This window comes from Chryseobacterium mucoviscidosis, assembly GCF_002177115.1.
GTDB classification, from domain to species: Bacteria; Bacteroidota; Bacteroidia; order Flavobacteriales; family Weeksellaceae; genus Chryseobacterium; species Chryseobacterium mucoviscidosis.
In genome coordinates this window covers 49,163-68,129 of the sequence record NZ_MVAG01000122.1, presented here as the reverse complement: position 1 = coordinate 68,129, position 18,967 = coordinate 49,163, and the positions used below count along the sequence as shown (strand labels likewise).

Sequence of the window (18,967 nt, the reverse complement as noted above, 5' to 3'; positions counted from 1 at the left end):
ATGAGACAAAGACTAATCAATAAAACAGAACCTCAGGAAAACAGCAGTCTTCTAAGAAGTTCTTCAGAAAAAAATACCATCTTAGACGAAGCCATTTCTTTACAGTCGTTATTATTTGACAACACAAACAGTAAAGAAAACTGGATTGAAGGAATAAAATACCACAGTAAAAACGTAACCAATCTTTTGCTTAACAACCAGATTGATGCGTTTAACGAATATCTTAGATCACAATTTGGCGGTGAAGTTCCGGAAATTAATCCGAACGCAGATTTCTCCGGAGAAAAGGCGTTTCAGGTAAAAAAAGGATTAGAGAATCTGGATTACCGCCCGATTTTACAGGATTTGCTTCAGACTGCGATTTTAATCGAGCATTCCACAATTCCTCCATATTTAACGGCTTTATATTCTATTAAAGACGGAACGAATATTCTTCCTTCACAGATCATCCGAAGTGTAGCGGTAGAAGAAATGCTTCACATGATTATGGTTTGTAACGTGATGAATGCAGTGAGCATTCAGCCTTCGGTAAACAGACCGCAGAATTATCCTAATTACCCGATGAAACTGCCATTGAATGTGGATTTCTACGTAGGTCTGGAAACGTTCTCATCCAATAGTATTGCCACATTTATTGCCATCGAAAGCCCGAGTAATCCTTTGGTAAAAGCACCGAAATACGATTATGACGCACAACCGGAAGCCATGCTTTCAAGAGGCGCCGTTCAGGAAAATAATTTATGGACCTTGGAAAACATGAAGGATTTCATCATGAAAAATGTTCATACGATTGGAGAATATTATGATGTGGTGTTCTTTTACATTGTTGTATTCCAGATTATTGCCTATTATAAAGCAAACGGAAAACTACCGCAGACTTTTGAAGAATTAAATAAAGGCGGAATTTTTACCGGAGATTCCGCGAAACAGATCCGTCCGGAACAATACTACGGAAGCGGGGGAAAACTGTATCCTGTTGATGCATTAGAAGGTGTTATTCTTGTTTTTCAGGAAATTAAGGGACAAGGAGAAGGCGCGGATGATTCTATTTTCGATGTAGATCCTTCACAGTTTGAGGAAGGTGCGGAACTAGCTCATTATTTCAGATTTAAGGAAATTTTCCATGAACATTTTTATTTAGGGGGAGATTACAGACCGTTCACCGACGAAAACGGAATGATGCCTGTAACCACTCCACCGGTTGGGAAACCGCTTCCTGTTGACTGGAACGCAGCGTATCCGATGAAACCGAACCCTAAAATGTCAGATTACCAGTCGAATCCGCAGTTATTTGAACAGGGAAAGCAATTTAATATTACGTATAAAAAGTTATTGGATGCAATTCAGGCTGCCGTAGAAGGACATTCTGAAGAACTGGCAAAATCCATCATGTATATGTATGCATTGAAAGAACAGGCAATCGGATTGATGAGCCAGCCATTGACTTCCCAATACAACGCAGGACCAACTTTTGAGTATCCTTCTAACTAAAAAATAAAACTAAAGCCCGTTTTTTTTAATTAATGGGCTTTACAATAAAACTTTAACAACTAATTTACCATGAGCAATCAATTACCTCCAATTCCGAAAGGATTCGGACTTCCCTTCTATTACGCGACACTTTTTAATTTCGAAATTGCCTTTCTTGTTGACCGCGAAAAAGTTTTAAAATACCTTGAAAATACAGGACTTACCGCTTCGAATTTTGACGGAAAAGCTATCGTGAGTTTTAATTTTCAGAACTATACAGGACAGTTTCCCAACGGAGCAAGCACAACTCAGGAAATAGAATTGAATATTGTCTGTTATCCTGAATCTCAAAAAGATACCGTTGCTTTTGTTACCGCAGAAGAATATCTTAGAGGGGAAGAACAAACGAAATTAATGGGACATAAACGCGTTCATGTTCCCTGCGATGCAGATATGGCGATACAGGCCGGAATAGAACTGTTCAGAGAGCCGAAATTCAAAACAACTTTTACCATCAATATTCCTTCCCTTAACGTTCCGGGACAAAATACATGGACAGTAACCTGCAACGATCCTGAAAACAGCGAAGAAACTATTTTCACCTGTAAAGCAGATGTCGCAGATCTTATTCCTGAAATGTCAGCTTTTTCGCCCATCACAGAATACGGACAGAATGAAGGAAAACTGATTGGCTGCCGTTGGAATATTCTACAGCCTACCAATTTATATTTCTTAAATGCCGAAGAAAGCAGCAAACGTGTAAGCATGGAATACGGAAACTCCGAACATCCGATGAAAAAAGATATGGAAATTCTTATTGGAGATACTCCGGCTTTTGCAGTAAGAACAAGCATGTCGGCTCCGGCAGCCATTCAGACAAGAGCATATTATATTTAATTAAACTAAAACTTAACCATAAACCCATCATTATGAATTTAGAAAGTAAAGTAAGAGGCTTAACTTTGGGAGCACAGGTTCTTCCGTTACACAAAGTCGCATCATCAGATTTGGGAGCTCTGGCTCCTCTTGTCGGTGTCTGGGAAAATGTACAGATTCCGGGAAGTGAGGCTTCTTCGGGCTGGAACACGATTTCCGTACCAGGACAGAACACAGGCTTTGTTTTTGAGGTCATTCCTTATACAGAAACACTAACTTTTAATCCTGTTGTCGTACAGGCAGGAAACAGAGGCCCTGTTGTAAAAGGACAGCAGGTCGAGCAGCTAATTTTCGGATTATTGTACGAACAGCAGATCGTAAGCGCGTGCGAAACAAGCTTTTGTAACGACAGAGGTTTTCCTAAAGGTTCAACCATACACGTAGAAACAGGTTTGTTTCTTAATATAGGACAGCCGAACGGAGGTTACACTATTGCAAGAATGTCGACGATTCCTCACGGAAACTCTTTATTGGCTCTTGGAAGTTCTTTTGATGCAGAAAATCCGGGAACAAGCTTTTTCGATCCCGCTTCATCCATTCCTACGATGCTGAACGGAGGACCAATTACTCAACTTGGATATTCGGATCCCATCATTGGAAATCCTCAATTTGCGGAATTTAACCAGGTAAATCCAAACGCTTTTCTTCAGTCTACTCTGGAAAGTTTAGTAGGTTCTAAAGGAGGAGTAACCAACATGACAGTGATTGAGATGTCTACAAACACTCCTGATGCGAATGGCGGAATTTTAAATATTCCTTTTATCCAGACGAATGTAAATGCGACCAAAATGGATGCAACTTTCTGGATTGAAGATATTACGGACAGTGACGGAAACGCAGATCAGATTCTTCAGTATTCGCAGACCATCAATCTTGTATTTCCGGCTACCGGTTCTGCACAGCCGATTAACTGGCCTCACGTAACGGTTAATACGATGAGAAAAAGACAGGAAACAGAGATGCAGTTCAGAAGCATGGACGAAAATGAGGCTTTTGATCCTACCGCAGGTCTTACCCCAAGTGAAATTTAAATTTTGTGATTTCATAAGAAAACCTTCGGAGAAATCCGGAGGTTTTATTTTTACACTGAAACAGCTTAAGAATTAAATGGTTAATCCATGGGTGTTTTTCACCTGAGCCATCACAAAAGTACTGTGCGTGCTTCCGATGGACGGAACGGCTCCGAGAATATTAAAAACAAAATTCTGGTATTGCTTCATATCTTTCACGTATACTTTAAGCAGAAAGTCAAAATCCCCGGAAATACTGTAACATTCTGCCACTTCTTCGATTTCCATAATTTCTCTTTCAAATTCTACCGCGAGATAACTGTCGTTGCTTTTTAGTTTTAACTGGCAATATACAGTGAATCCCAAATTAAGTTTTTCAGCATCCAAAACGGCGGCATATTTCTTTACATACCCTTCCTGTTCCAGTCGCTTTACCCGTTCAAAAACAGGAGAAGGAGAAAGGTTAACTTCTTTTGCCAGTTCTTTTACGGTTAGTTTTGCATCACTTTGGAGTAATCTGAGTAACTGTAAATCTTTACTATCAAGATGTTCCATAGAATATTATTCTTTTAGAGGTTATTATTTCTCCAAATATAAAGAATTATATTCTACATAATGACAATTTTAAAGTTTATTTTACTTAATTATATGACATTGATTATTGTTTTATTCTTAATCTCTATTTTTACTAAAACTAAAACACCAAGAATGAAGATGCTGTTACAAAATATAATTATAAAGACATACAAGTAAAAGGGAATATTTTATAGCAAGATCACTCTAATTATGGGGTGGTCTTGTTTTGTAACCCTTACTTTTTACAGTTTAAATCAATAAATATACATTTATCTGATAATATTAAAAAAAATATTTCAATTAAAAATACACATTTTTAGTTTAAATAATCTTAGGGACTACAGTTGCACAGGTTGTGCAACTGTTTTTTTTGCTCTTTTAATAAATTTCAGGTCTGGTATAGCCCTCCACTTCGGTTTACGAAGATTATCAAAACCATTACCATACTTAAAAAAGACTAAAAATAAACTATTAAAAAGAATATTATTCTATGAATAATTAATTTTCATTAACATTAAAGAAATTTTCACTTTTTATAAATAAAGCTAAAGATTAATTTACTTATTTATCTTAAAAATATCAAAAACATATCCATTATACATACATTTATGCGAAAATTATAATTTTATTTTCTATTGATTTTTAATCAGACATTAAAATCATCTTCGGAAACTGTACACAAAAATGAAATAAGGTTATCTCTGTAATGATTATTCACAGATTATATAAACTTTTAACGCATGAAACAAAGCTATTCTTTTTTGTTATTTACTATTTTATCTTCTTTCTCTAATCTTCTCTTTTCACAGACTTATCAACTTACAGGAAATCCGGTTAATACTACTGGATGGACAATGGTAGCTCCGACTTCTGTAAATACAGATTTCATCCAGTTAACTCCCGACACCAATAACCAATCTGGCTCTATTAGATTAAATCAGCCCATTAATCTGAAATATTGCGACAAATGGAGAATAGAATTTGATTTCAGAATGGATTCTAACCAGACCGCAAATGGAGACGGTATCGCTTTCTGGTATCTCGCTAATCCCCCGGTTGCCAGTGTATTAGGTTCCGGTCTTGGTGTCTCTCAGAATGCCGTGGGATTTGTGGTAGGATTTGATACCTATAATAATACCACCACTGCCGTAATGAGCAAAGTTCACGTTGGCTACGGACAGATTGTTAACACAACAGACACCAACAATGTTGAATTTTTCAATGTTCCGGGAAGTTCTTTTCATTCTCCGGATATGAATACTACACTTCCGTTTCAGGGATCTGCTTATAAACACGTAGAAGTAACCGCACAGGTAGATCCGGCAGCTCCGGCAAACTGGATTGTGAAAATTACCATCAACGGAAACCTCATCTGTAACCAGTCTTTTGCTCCTTCCGGAACTGCTGCGGCAATGACGGTTGGATATTTTGGTTTTTCTGCTTCTACAGGCGGAAACAGATCCAGACATTCCATTAAAAACGTAAAGGTTTATGTAGACAAAATTCCTTTATTACAGGGAGCCATTACAAAAAATATATGTCCGGATGTTACTGGAATGGCAACCGTGGATTTAACTTCTTTAAATTCTCAGCTTACTACAAACCCGAATAATTATACCTTCGCCTATTATACCGGAGGTTCTCCTATCACCAATCCTACCAATTTTCAATACAGTGCAGATACCAATGTATCGGTGGTAATTAAAGATCCTTCACAGGTTCTTTGCGATAACAACGATGCTACGATTGCTTTAAAAGTTGCTCCTACCGTTACCACCAACGATGCATCTTTAAGAACCTGTTTTCTGGAAAACAATCCGGCAACAGGGTTATTCAATTTAACAACTGCTTCAGTCATCAACACATCTGGTGTTATTAAAAATTACTATCCGTCTTTAACCGACGCTGAAAATCAGACCAATGAAATTTCAGATCCTGTAAATTATATTGCGCCAAACGGAGTTGTATTCATCAGAGTAAGCAATTCTTTCGGCTGTTATGACATCGCAAAGGTGACTCTTGAAGTCATTCCGCCTGTATTTTCCAATGTTCTGGAAGATAAAATTATTTGCATGGAAGATAAAACAAACTTGGATGCAGGTCCCGGATTCACAGGCTATTTATGGAGTACAGGAGCAACCACCCAATCCATCAGTAATGTGGGCGTGGGAACATATTGGGTAAAACTTAAAACAGGACAGTGCGTGGCATTGCAGGAAGTAAAAGTATATGCATCGGAACAGCCCGTGATTTCCAGTATTGATATTAAAAATAATGAAGTTACGGTTCATGCAATCGGCGGTACGGTTCCTTATCAGTATTCATTAGACGGAATCAAATGGCAGGATTCTAACGAGTTTAAAAATATACCGAGAGGCGACATTAAAATTTTTGTAAAAGATGCTTATGACTGCGATCCTATTACTGTAAATATATTGGTTCCTAATCTCATCAACGTAATAACTCCCAACGGAGATGGTGTGAATGATTTTATTGATTATTCTGCACTCGCCGGAAAACAAAATCTTGTTTTTAATATTTTCGACAGATACGGTGCGCAGATTCATAAAGCCGACAAATCCAATAAATACAAATGGGACGGAACCGCAAACGGAAGAAAAATATCTACCGGAAACTACTGGTACTCCGTATCATGGAATGAAAATGACAAGAAAAATACTCCTGTAAAATATTCAGGATGGATTCTTGTAAAAAACCGTGACTAAATAATTTAAAACAAACATTACCTTATAATTTTTTTAGCATGAATTTAAAATTACTTTCAAGAGCAATGTATGCGGGTGCTGTCTTGGCAGCTTCTAATGCAGCAGCTCAAAATTTCCAGCCAATGCTTATTTCATCGGGGCTTAATTCCGATGTTATTGCAAACGGAGTCGGATCTTCCGCAGTAACTACCTCAACCGATGTAGACGGCGTTTCATTCGCTTTTGTATCAAGAGATTTTCAGCTTACCTCTTCCAGCACTCCGCTTACTTACGGTTTACCGAATGACGGCATCGTAAACAGTGTAGTTTCCACAACTCCGGGATTATCTTATAAATTAGCCAGTTACAGTGCAAACAACTCCTTGAAGCTGGCTAACCAGAACGATTCCGGAACAATAACTTTTTCAACGCCGATAGCAGCATTTAAATTATATATGCTTACAACCAGCGGAAGCGGTGCTTCTACCGTTACGGTAACCGTTAATTTTACAGATAATACTTCACAAACCTTTACAGGAATTGCCGTTTCAGACTGGTATAACGGAACCGGATTCGCAATACAGGGATTCGGAAGAATCAACAGAACAAACGACACTCTGGAATCAGGAAGCGGAACCAATCCGAGACTGTATCAGACATTGCTGACGTTAGATGCTGCCAATCAGACAAAGCCCATCCAAAGCATTACAATTACCAAAACATCAACCGCACAGGGTTATACCAATATCTTTGCCTTTTCAGCAGATGCTTATTCCACTTGTGCGCCTCCTACATTGAATGCGGTAGGAACTCTTACAGCAAATTCCGCAGCAGTTTCATGGACACCTGCAACGGGAACGACGGCAACCACGTATGATATTTATTACAGCACAACCAATATACCTCCGGCTGCGGCAGCAACGCCTAATCTTCCGGGAGTTTCGGGAACCTCAACTACAATTCCGGGTTTAAATCCTAATACCACCTATTATTATTGGGTAAGAGCAAACTGCAGCGGTGCAACAAGCCAGAGCGCGTGGTCTTTTTCAGGCACATTCAAAACATTATGCGGAGCCATGACTTCTATGTTTGAGGATTTTGAATCTTATGCCACAGGAAATATAGTACCGGATTGCTGGGCAAGAATTATTGACACCAACGGAACACAGACCATTACAACAACAACGCCGGCTTCGGGCGTAAGAAACATTTACCAGTACAGCTCAACAACTCAAAATCCAACAACTGTTGTTCTTCCTCAGTTCAGCAATATTAATGCAGGAACACACTGGTTAAGATTAAAAGCAAGAGTAAGCACTGCGACAGGAACGCTAAATGTAGGATATGTAACTGATCCTGCAAACAGTTCAACATTTGTATTGTTACAGGCTTTAAGCATCAGCAACACTACTTACAGTTCAACAAGCGAATATTCAGTAATTGTTCCTTCTTCAGTTCCTTCCAACGCGAGACTGGCAATCAGAAATACAGCAGACGGAAAATCTTATTATTACGATGATGTCTACTGGGAACCTCTTCCGTCATGTTTTGCTCCTTCTGCATTAACTTCGTCTAATGTTTTGGCAAACAGCGCAGGAATTTCATGGACGGCTCCTGCTTCTGCTCCGGCGGGCGGATATGAATATTATTACTCTACAAACAGCACTGCACCAACGGCAGCAACTACTGCATCTGGAACCAGTACAGCTACTTCAACAACCATCAACGGGCTTGCTCCGGCTACAACTTACAACATCTGGATAAGATCTGCATGCAGCAGCTCAAATAAAAGCACCTGGTGGGGACCTATCTCAGTCACAACAGCATGTGCCACATTATCTGCGCCATTTACCCAGACTTTTGACAATGCAGCCGTACCGAATTGCTGGACGAATACTAATCCGGGAAGTACCACAGCGAATCTTTTATGGAAATTTTCAGGAAGTGCCGATTATGGAGCCAATCTTGCCAATAACGGAAGAGCAGCAGGAACTTACGCATGGGTAGACGCAAGTTCTCCTTACAGCGGAACGGGAGCCAATACAGTACAACTGGTTACTCCTTCTATAAATTTAGCAGGATTAACGTCTCCATATATTTCATTTGAATGGTTTAAAAATCATTCTACTTCTACAAGTACTACTGTGAGTCCTTCAACCTATGATAACAACAAACTTACAGTAGAAGTCAACAGCGGAAGCGGATGGGTTTTTCTGTGGAGCGACACTTCTAATTCCAACCAATGGAGACCTGTAGGAATTCCTTTGCCTTCATCTTACATCGGGACAACCATTCAGGTGAGATTTACGGTAGATAAAAATGTAAATGGCAACGGTTATTTTTATGACGATGTATTGCTGGACAATGTTGAGGTAAAACAGAACCCAGTTTTGGCTACAGGCGAAGTTTCAGCGGCTAAAAATGCAGTTAAAGTATATCCGAATCCTTTCAAAGATACCGTAAGCATTTCAGATATTGAAAAAGTAAAATCCGTGAGCATCAGCGATGTTTCGGGAAGAATGATTAAAACTGTTGAAAATCCTTCAAGAGAAATTAATGTAAGCACATTAAAATCAGGATTATATCTGTTGATTATCCAACTAAAAGACGGTTCTCAGTATACCGTAAAAGCAATAAAAAATTAATTATTAATGTTTACATTCGCAGAGGTATGTAAAAATGCATCTGCTTCCAAAAACCTTCGGAATTTCCGGAGGTTTTATTTTGGTAATTCAGGCAGGTCTATTTTTTTCGTTTTAGAGGATAAAGTTCTTAAAAATGCTTCCAACTGAGAAATTTCTTCATCCGACAACTCAAGCATTCTCACCATACCCGATTTTTGAGAATGCAAAGTAATTCCTTCATATATAGTAGATCTTTTCTGGGAATATTCAGGATTTCCCTTGCTGTAAAATTCAATCACTTCTTTTAAACTTGTCATATAACCATTGTGCAAATAAGGTGCAGTTTTGGAAACCTCTCTTAAACCCGGAACCCTGAATTTCCCTGCATCATCCGCAACTTTTGTCACTGCATACCTTCCAAGATCCTCTCCTTTTTCGCCCAGTAAAGAAGTTCCAACATTTTCAAACCTGTTATTCGAAAAATATCCCGAATTGTGGCAGTTGATACACTGCGCTTTTGTTCTGAAAAGATGAAGCCCCATCAATTCATCATTGGTATATACTTCCGATTTTCCGTCGATAAACGCATCAAACTTACTTGGAGAACTTTTTACCGTTCTTTCAAACGTGGCAATGGCTTTGGAAATGCGGTCTTTGGTAACAGTTTTATCGCCAAAAGCTTTTTCAAATAAAATCTCATAGCCTTTTATTTTTGCAATTTTTCCTGCCGCAATATCAATATGCTCACTCATTTCTCTCTGATCCTGAATCGGCATCTGCGACTGTTCTTCCAGAGATGTTGCTCTTCCGTCCCAGAATAAAGATTTTGCAAAAGCAGCATTCAGAATGGTCATTGCGTTTCGGGTTCCGAGCTGTCGGTCGTGCCCGAAAGAAACCGTTCTGCTGTCTCCCCATCCCAATTCCGGATCGTGACAGGAAGCACACGCAATCTGATTTGATTTTGAAAGTCTGGGATCGAAAAAAAGCGTTTTTCCCAAGAGTTCTTTTTCGGAAGAATAGGGATTATCTTTTGGAAATTCCACGTCCGGTAAATGTCCGATTTCCACAAAAGTCGGGGCAGATTCGGGATCAAGAACAGGTTTTGGCCATTGCGAAGAATCGCCTGAAGAATACAGTTTTCTCAGATTATCCAAGAACGTGTTTTTCTGATTGATTTCTTTTTGAACCTTACTGTTTAAGCAGTTGTTTAAAAGCGAAACCAAAAGAAATAAGATCAAAATCCAACTTAAACTATTCTTCACGATTATCCGGAGTTTTAGCAAAAATAGGATATTTAATTGTTTTTTAGAATACTTTAAATTCATCTACAAAACAAACTTGTTTACCTTAATAGCAATAATCATAGCAACGACGAAAAATATTCATTAAATACGGTATTGTCTTAAGGTACAAAGATTTTATCTGCGATAAAAATTAAGCATCAATTCTTATTAAAAATCTTTGATTTTCTTGCGCTTTAAAGATTTGAGACGAATAAAAATCCTGCGCGTTTGCGTTTTCCAATAAGACTATTTTTATTTTAAAAAGTTTAAACAAACTCAACATTTAAAATTTTTACTTTGAAATCTTTTGTAAAGTCTTTCTTTAAAAAAGTCCGCACAGATTCAATTAGAATACAAAAAAGTAATTTAAAATAAAATGCTAAAAACTCTATGGAGTTTTATCTGTGTAGAATCATATTGAGCGTATGTTCGGCGTTCCGTAGGAACGCTATCTTTATAAAAGACATTGTATTACAGATGTCAATTCTATGAAATCTTTACTTTAAACAACTTAAAAGTCTAAACCATTTTATTTAAATTTCAAAAAAATCATGTTTTCTTAAAAATTTTAAGCCAATAAAAATCTTTAAAATCCGTTTTTCACATGAACTTTTCCCGAACGTTGCCAAAGTTCAGATTAAAGCATTAATTTTATACTCTCTTCACATACAGGAGATGTAATAATTTATATTTAACGAATTATTCAAATAATAAACAAACTTACATGCAGACATTATCATTTAAAATTGCCACTACCGCAGCAGCAATTTGTTTCAGTACGGCAGTTTTTGCCCAGCAGAAATATTCTGTAAGCGGTACTGTGAAAGATAAGAAAAACGGAGAGCTTCTGATTGGCGTTACGGTGAAAGTTGCTGAAGATCCTACGATTGCTGTGGTAGCCAATGATTACGGTTTCTACTCGCTTTCTCTTCCCAAAGGAAATTATACTTTGATGATCTCTAATCCCGGGTTTAAAGATTTTACGAAAAGTATTACCGTAGAAGATAATATCAAGCAGGATCTGGAACTGAGTTCCGGAGAAAACGAAGCGGAAGAAAGAACCGGAAAAATTGATGAGGTAGTGATTTCCGGCGTGAAAAAAGATAAAAATCTCACTTCTGCACAGATGGGAACCGAAACCTTAAGCATTAAAAATATTGAAAAACTTCCGGTTCTGTTTGGAGAAAAAGATGTTCTGAAAACCATACAGCTTCTTCCCGGAATCAAAAGCAATGGCGAAGGAAACAGCGGATTCAGTGTAAGAGGCGGTGCGACAGATCAAAACCTTATTTTGCTGGATGAAGCAGCCGTTTATAATGCATCCCATTTGCTTGGATTTTTCAGTACGTTTAACAGTGATGCGCTGAAAGATGCAAGCATTATCAAAGGAAACAGTCCTGCCCAATACGGAGGAAGGCTTTCTTCGGTTCTGGATGTAAAGATGAAGGACGGAAACAACAAAGAATACAATGTAAACGGAGGATTGGGATTAATCAGCAGCCGACTGAGCGTGGAAGGTCCTATTCAGAAGGAAAGATCTTCTTTCATTGTTTCGGGAAGAAGAACGTATGCCGATGTTTTTCTAAAAGCAACAGACGATTTCAAAGACAGCAAATTATATTTTTATGATCTGAATTTAAAAGCCAATTATCAGATCAATGAAAACAACCGTTTGTATTTATCCGGCTATTTTGGGCGTGATGTTTTGGGATTGGGCGATACTTTTTCAAGCGACTGGGGAAATACGACGGCTACCCTGCGATGGAACAGCATCATCAGCAGCAAATTATTCTCCAATACTTCATTAATTTACAGCAACTACAATTATAACGTAAGCTTAAGCAGCAATAACAATACCTTCGGACTGAGTTCGAAGATTGAAGACTGGAACCTGAAACAGGATTTTTCATGGTTTGCTGGGAATAAGCATTCGGTGAAGTTTGGGCTGCAGTCTATTTATCATACGATTACACCAAGCAGCGCTTCCGGAACAAGTGTGAGCAGTTATCCGAGAAACCCGAGATATTCCTGGGAAAATGCTTTCTATATTAATGATGATTTTAAAGCTACCGAAAAACTGACGATCAACTACGGAGCCAGACTTTCCCTGTTCAGCGTTTTGGGAGGAGATGTGTTTAACACCTATGAAAACGGAGTTCTTACAGATTCTGAATTTGTTGAAAAAGGAAAATTCGGAAAAACATATGTTAATGTAGAACCTAGAATTACAGCAAACTACAGAATTAACGAAGTAAGCAGCATTAAAGGAGGCTATTCCAGAAATACTCAGAATTTACACCTTTTAAGCAACAGCGGAAGCGGAAATCCTACGGATCAGTGGATTGGAAGCAGCTTTACGGTAAAGCCTGAAATTGCAGATCAGGTAAGTTTAGGCTACAGCAGAAATTTCAGCAACAACAATTATGAAATCAATGCTGAAATCTATTATAAGTCTCTTCAGAACCAGATCGATTATAAAAACGGAGCCCAGATTACTTTCGATACAGCGGCAGACGTGGAAAGCGAACTGCTGTTCGGAAAAGGGAGAGCCTACGGACTTGAAATTATCGCTAAAAAGAAGAGCGGAAGATTAACCGGATGGATTTCCTACACCTTATCTAAAACGGAGAGAAAAATCGACGGAATCAATAATAATGAATGGTACAACGCAAGACAGGACAAAACGCACGATCTTTCAATTGTTGCCACTTATCAGCTGAATCCGAAATGGACTTTTTCAGGGCTTTTCGTGTACAGCACCGGAAATGCAGTCACATTCCCAACCGGAAAGTATGAACTGAACGGACAGACGGTTTTTCAGTACAGCAGCAGAAATGCAGACAGAATGCCTGCTTACCACAGACTAGATTTTAATGCAACGTACGAACCTGTAAACAATAAACGCTTCAAAGGATCATGGTCTTTCGGAATTTATAATATTTACGGCAGAGAAAATGCTTACACCATTACGTTTGAAGACAATCCGGATAAGCCGGGAACAACACGCGCGATGCAGACCGCCCTGTTCAGATGGGTTCCAAACATTACGTATAATTTCAAATTTTAATTCATGAAAAATATATTTTTAATCATACTGTCTTTATTTTTAGTCACTTCCTGCGAAAAAGAAATAGATCTGGATCTCGAAGATCAGAGCGGACAGATTGTTATTGAAGGAAACATTACCGATCAGGCGGGACCTTATTTTGTGAAGATTACCAAATCCGTAGCCTTTACACAGGCGAACCAATATCCTGCCGTGACGAATGCACAGGTGATCCTGAGTGACAATACAGGACAGACGGAAACACTTCAGTATGCAGGAAACGGAAATTACAAAACGTCCACCTTTGTGGGACAGCCCGGAAGAATTTATACGTTAACCATTAACGCAGAAGGAAAGCAGTACACCGCACAGAGTACAATGCCGCAGGCTGTTTCTTTCGACGGTCTGGAGCAGGATTCTTTCCTTGTGGCAGGACAGACGAGCTATACGCTTCTGCCGCTTTTCGTTGATCCGGCAACTTTAGGAAACCGTTATCTGTTTGTGTATACCGTAAACAGCAATCCGAAAAAATTCTTCTCCGAATTTTCAGATAATGTGAACAACGGATTACCGAACCAGAGACCTCTTCTGCTTCCTAACGACGACAGCAATGCAAATGATATTAAAGTGGTTGCTGGAGATGTTATTCATGTAGAAATGCAGTGTATTGATGATAAAGTGTATACCTATTATTCTGCACTTCTTCAGCTTTCAGGAAGCGGTCCCGGCGGAGGAATTACTCCCGCCAATCCTCCAAGCAACATCAGTAACGGCGCTTTGGGCTATTTTTCAGCGCATACTGTAAGAACAAGAACCGCTGTTATCCAGTAAAAAATTAAATAAAAGCTATCTGTACTTTCCGGATAGCTTTTTTTAGCTTCTGTAAACAACTGACGTTTCAGCCTTTAAAAATTTATTATAGAATTAATACGATGTGATGTAACAAATATTCCCTTTTAAGTGTCTTATGTAAGAAACATAGTTTTTTTTACATGAAAAATATTTTGATACCGATTGCCTTTTTAGCGGGCATATTTACATTTGCACAGGCTGAAAAGGATACTCTAAAATCTAAGGAGAAGGCTATTGAAGGAGTTACCGTAACGGTAAGAAAACCAACCATTGAATCCAAAGTAGACAGAACCGTTTTTAATGTTTCAAACAGCTCTATTCTTGCAGGAAACACGACTTGGGACGTCTTGAGAATGACTCCGCTGGTAAGTATTGATAACAATGATGCCATAAAAGCTGAAGGAGAAACCGTAACCGTTTACATCAACGACAGGAAGTCTGTTTTTACAGGAAAGGAACTGAAAGAATACCTGAAAACCATTCCTGCGGACAATCTGATGAAAATTGAGGTGATTACAAGTCCGTCTTCGCGATATGAAGCAACAGGTTCTGTCATCAATATTGTATTGAAAAAGCGTGATGATGAAGGAATTAAAGGAAGTGTTACCTTAAACAACAGACAGAACACCAAAAACTCTCAGTATACCAACCTGAATTTAAATTATCACCGTAAAAGCTTTACACAGACCTTCATCGGAAGCTACAGCGACAATACCAACGTACAGAGCAATTCCAGTCTTTATAAAGTGGATGCTGAAAATTCTGAAACTTACAGAAATTCTAAAACCATAGGAAGATACAAAAGTCCTTCCCTTTCCTCCACTTCAGAATTTGAACTGAACAATAAAAATACAGTAGGAGTAATTCTTGAATATTACCAAAGCAACTCTTCTTCCAATACCGACGCAGACGGATTGAGAAATGTTAACGGACTCTTCGAAAATTCTTATCTTCAGAACCAAAATTCTACGGGACTTAACAGAAACTTCGGCTCCAATATTTTTTATAAATGGTATGATAAGGAAAAGAATAAAATCCTTGACATTAATTTGGGCTCCAATTATTACGGACAGTCGAGCGACGATTATTTTGTAAAAAATATGATGTACAAATCCAAACCGGATGAAAAACAGGAAATAGGAGTTCTTACAGATACCGAAAACAGAAATTATTATCTGAAAGTAGATTACACGCAGCCTATCGGAAAAGAAGGCGGAAATTTTGAAGTCGGCGGAAAGATCGATTTCAATAATAATGTGATCCCAAACAGCTTATACGGAAATATGCTTACGGGGCTCAGTTCCGGAGATATTTTCCACTATGAAGACAACATCAGTTCCCTGTACGCCAACTACAGCAAAACATTCTTTAAAAAGCTGGAAACCAGAATCGGACTCCGTTATGAATACATCGATTATAAAATACGTCAGGATAATGCAGGAACTTCGAGAAGAGATTCTTACGGAAAACTGCTGCCCAATATTTTATTGAAATATTCTTTTTCAGACAATTATGATTTAAGCTTAACGTATAACAAAAATATATGGCGACCGTGGTATGCGGAATTCAATCCGTTTATGATCCCGAACAGCGACGGATTCTACAGCCGTGGAAGCATCGATCTGGAACCAAACCCAAGCGACAGGGTTTATATGAAGTTAGGCATTCATAAAAAATACTTTATCTCTGCGAGATATATGTTTACCGATCAGGATTACTGGACCAATTATGTAACGGGAACCATTAATGACATCAACGGAAATCCTCAAAACATCACCATTACCCAACCATCCAACTTTTTCGGGAAAGTGCATAAATATTACGTTTTTGCCAATACCAACCAGACCTTTTTCAAAAATAAATTTACAGTGAATCTTGGTCTAGGATGGTATTATATTGACAATAGCGATTTTAACAGGAAAAACGGTTTGGAAAATGCGAATAACTACATCAGCTATCTGAGTGCTTCTACGAACCTTACGTACACGAATCTGTTTAATAAAAATATCAACCTGAGCGCATGGGTGGAAGTTTCTAACCAGAACAACGGAAATTCCACAACGAACAAAGCGAATGTCTTCCATAATATTTCTGCCACGAAGATATTCCCGAAAACCCAGATGGAAGTCAGCCTTCAGCTCATGAATATTTTCCAGAGACCAAATTATGATGCCACCACTTTTGTGCAGGGAGGAACTTTCCGAAATGCTTCAAAATGGGACTGGTACGGAGCATCTATTTCATTTGTAAAACGTTTCGGAAACCAGAAAGTAAAAGAAAATACCAAAACCGATGTTGAGAAAAACGGCGGCGGCGGAAAATAATTTTAATGTTAAATTTTAGTACGGACGATGGATTAATTTTCATTGTCCGTTTTTTTTTTCATACACCTTTAATTTATCCTGATTTTCACGTTCTAAACCTCAAATTATACGTTCTGAACCTATCGGGATATATTATGTATGGTTTCGGATACGTTCTCTACTCTTTCGAAGACGTTAAATAATGGTTAGGATACGTTATTCAACATATCCGTTGAGGTTGTTAATGCGTCCGCTGAGGTCTTGAAATCCTCGTGATATGTCATGTAAATCTCGCGACACGTTTTATATCGATACGAAGAGGTGAAAGACCATTCCGGAAGAGTAAAATACGTCTACGAATCTTTCCGTAACCTATCCAGATGATTGAATAACATATCGGGATCGATGGATAACCTCATTGGAATATTAAAAGACGTGTTGATTGAGGTTTAATAGATGTTGAGCAGAGATTGTTATGGTGTCTTTTTTGAAAACGCTAAGTTCGCTGAGGCTGGTTTAAAATTTATGAGAATATTTTTCCGAGCGCAAGGGCGTGAAACTCAGCTAATGATAATCATGGTTTATAAATTCCTAAAATTTTTCTTTCACTTTAAGTTTTGGCTAAAGCCATTATATTTCGCAAAACTATTTAAATGGGCTAAAGCCCATTCCTACTGATAATTTGTATTGGTTTTGAATTGAACTCATGTTAATTTTAGTCTTTTACATTATATTTTTTTCGATTTTAAGTATTAAACTTAAGCAACTAAAGTGTTAAAATCTTTTGCTTCTTTTGCCGGAAAAAAGTTTAGACAAGTTTTGTAATAAAAAAGCCGGAAAAAGATATTTCATCTTTTTCCGGCGTTGATTCTTAAAAAATCTTTTGAAATTATTGTTTACGGATACGGTAGAGTCTGCCTCCGTCCGTCACTGCATATAAATTACTATCTGTTCCCTGTGTAATATCTCTGAAACGCTGGTTTTCGTTTGAAAGAAGTCTTTCTTCGCCTATTACTTTGTTGTTTTCCATAACCAGTCTTGCGATGTGCATTCCGCTTAGGGAAGCTACGAAAAGATTGTTTTGCCATTCCGGAATGGTATTTCCTTTATAAAAAGTAATTCCGCTTGGCGAAATTACAGGATCCCAATAATAAACCGGCTGTTCCATTCCTGCCTGCTGCTGAATTCCTGCGCCGATGGTGGCTCCGCTGTATTCAATTCCGTAAGTGATGGTAGGCCAGCCATAATTTTTGCCGCCTAAAACCCTGTTGATCTCATCCCCTCCTCTCGGTCCGTGCTCACTCTGCCATAATTCTCCGGTTACAGGATGGATGGCAATTCCCTGAGGGTTTCTGTGTCCGATGCTGTATAATTCCGGCAACGCCCCGGATTGCGAAAATGAAGGATTTCCGGGAGCGGGTTGTCCGCTGGTTGTAATTCTCAGGATCTTACCTAAAGCTGCGGTTACCGACTGTGCAAGAGGTCTTGTAGAAAGATCAGAACGTTCTCCCGTACTCACAAACAGATTTCCTGTATTATCAAAAACAATTCTTCCTCCATAATGAAGATTTCCCACATTGGCAGAAGGATTTGCCCTGTAAATTACCGTCGGATTTTCTATTGTTGTTTCTGAATTTGACAGTCTTCCTTTTGCCACAGAAGTCATATTTCCGCCTGAAACATTTTCAGAGAAAACCCAGTATACCATTCTGTTGGAAATAAACTGCGGATCTACACAAACGCCAAGCAGACCACCCTGTCCTCCTGAATTTACGGAAGGCAGTCCTGTAATGGCATTGCTTACGGTTCCGTTAGTGCTTATAATCCTCATGGTTCCTGCTTTCTCGGTTACGAGAAGTCTTCCGTCCGGCAGGGATGTAATTCCCCACGGCGAAGCCAATGATGAGGTAACGACTTCACTTACGTAAGGGGTAGAAGTTTTTGCACCATTTGCTCTCGTCTGTCCTGCAAAAGCCGGCTGATAATTCGTATTGGCTGCATTGGATTCTACCGGAGGAAGCGATGGTGTATTAGTCCCTCCATTTTCTTCGATGGTTTCCGAACAGCTTGCCATCATCAGCGAAGCAGCAACCAGTACATGATAGGTTCTTATTTTCATATTTCAAATGTTTGGTGTTTCTTACGCAAATTTTGTTTTGTGC

11 protein-coding genes are annotated in these 18,967 nt (G+C 38.6%); 8 read left to right on the top strand and 3 right to left on the bottom strand.

Annotated elements, in window-relative coordinates; translation table 11 throughout:
* The 3 genes from B0E34_RS12175 to B0E34_RS12165 all read left to right on the top strand — a co-directional run bounded on the left by B0E34_RS12175 (position 1) and on the right by B0E34_RS12165 (position 3,437).
* On the top strand, positions 1-1,491 hold the full coding sequence (locus tag B0E34_RS12175; RefSeq protein ID WP_087709795.1) for a ferritin-like domain-containing protein: 1,491 nt from the start codon (positions 1-3) through the stop codon (positions 1,489-1,491).
* Positions 1,492-1,560: 69 nt separating this feature from the next.
* Positions 1,561-2,367, top strand: coding sequence for a hypothetical protein (locus B0E34_RS12170; protein WP_087709794.1), 807 nt, complete (start codon positions 1,561-1,563; stop codon positions 2,365-2,367).
* A gap of 32 nt (positions 2,368-2,399) precedes the next feature.
* Positions 2,400-3,437 carry a heme-binding protein gene (locus B0E34_RS12165; RefSeq protein ID WP_087709792.1) on the top strand — a complete coding sequence of 346 codons (1,038 nt, stop codon included), beginning with the start codon at positions 2,400-2,402 and terminating at the stop codon, positions 3,435-3,437.
* A gap of 72 nt (positions 3,438-3,509) precedes the next feature.
* Here the strand turns inward: B0E34_RS12165 and B0E34_RS12160 are convergent, their stop codons facing one another.
* Positions 3,510-3,971 (bottom strand): Lrp/AsnC family transcriptional regulator, encoded by a 462-nt coding sequence (locus B0E34_RS12160; protein WP_087709790.1) that lies wholly within the window; start codon positions 3,969-3,971, stop codon positions 3,510-3,512.
* Positions 3,972-4,732: 761 nt separating this feature from the next.
* Here B0E34_RS12160 and B0E34_RS12155 point away from each other — a divergent pair.
* Positions 4,733-6,718 carry a T9SS type B sorting domain-containing protein gene (locus B0E34_RS12155; protein ID WP_087709788.1) on the top strand — a complete coding sequence of 662 codons (1,986 nt, stop codon included), beginning with the start codon at positions 4,733-4,735 and terminating at the stop codon, positions 6,716-6,718.
* Positions 6,719-6,756: 38 nt separating this feature from the next.
* Positions 6,757-9,342 (top strand): T9SS type A sorting domain-containing protein, encoded by a 2,586-nt coding sequence (locus tag B0E34_RS12150; RefSeq protein ID WP_087709786.1) that lies wholly within the window; start codon positions 6,757-6,759, stop codon positions 9,340-9,342.
* Between the two features lie 74 nt (positions 9,343-9,416).
* Here B0E34_RS12150 and B0E34_RS12145 read toward each other — a convergent pair whose 3' ends face one another.
* Positions 9,417-10,583 (bottom strand): cytochrome-c peroxidase, encoded by a 1,167-nt coding sequence (locus B0E34_RS12145; RefSeq protein ID WP_228423069.1) that lies wholly within the window; start codon positions 10,581-10,583, stop codon positions 9,417-9,419.
* 745 nt (positions 10,584-11,328) lie between these two features.
* Here B0E34_RS12145 and B0E34_RS12140 point away from each other — a divergent pair.
* From B0E34_RS12140 to B0E34_RS12130, 3 genes are all read left to right on the top strand, one after another.
* A complete protein-coding gene (locus tag B0E34_RS12140) occupies positions 11,329-13,671 on the top strand; it encodes a TonB-dependent receptor (RefSeq protein WP_087709782.1) in 2,343 nt (780 codons plus the stop codon).
* Positions 13,672-13,674: 3 nt separating this feature from the next.
* On the top strand, positions 13,675-14,481 hold the full coding sequence (locus B0E34_RS12135) for a DUF4249 domain-containing protein (RefSeq protein ID WP_087709780.1): 807 nt from the start codon (positions 13,675-13,677) through the stop codon (positions 14,479-14,481).
* A 161-nt stretch (positions 14,482-14,642) separates the two neighbouring features.
* Positions 14,643-16,826 carry an outer membrane beta-barrel protein gene (locus B0E34_RS12130; protein ID WP_087709778.1) on the top strand — a complete coding sequence of 728 codons (2,184 nt, stop codon included), beginning with the start codon at positions 14,643-14,645 and terminating at the stop codon, positions 16,824-16,826.
* An 868-nt stretch (positions 16,827-17,694) separates the two neighbouring features.
* Here B0E34_RS12130 and B0E34_RS12120 read toward each other — a convergent pair.
* A complete protein-coding gene (locus B0E34_RS12120; RefSeq protein ID WP_087709774.1) occupies positions 17,695-18,924 on the bottom strand; it encodes a PQQ-dependent sugar dehydrogenase in 1,230 nt (409 codons plus the stop codon).
* Between the last annotated feature and the right edge of the window lie 43 nt (positions 18,925-18,967).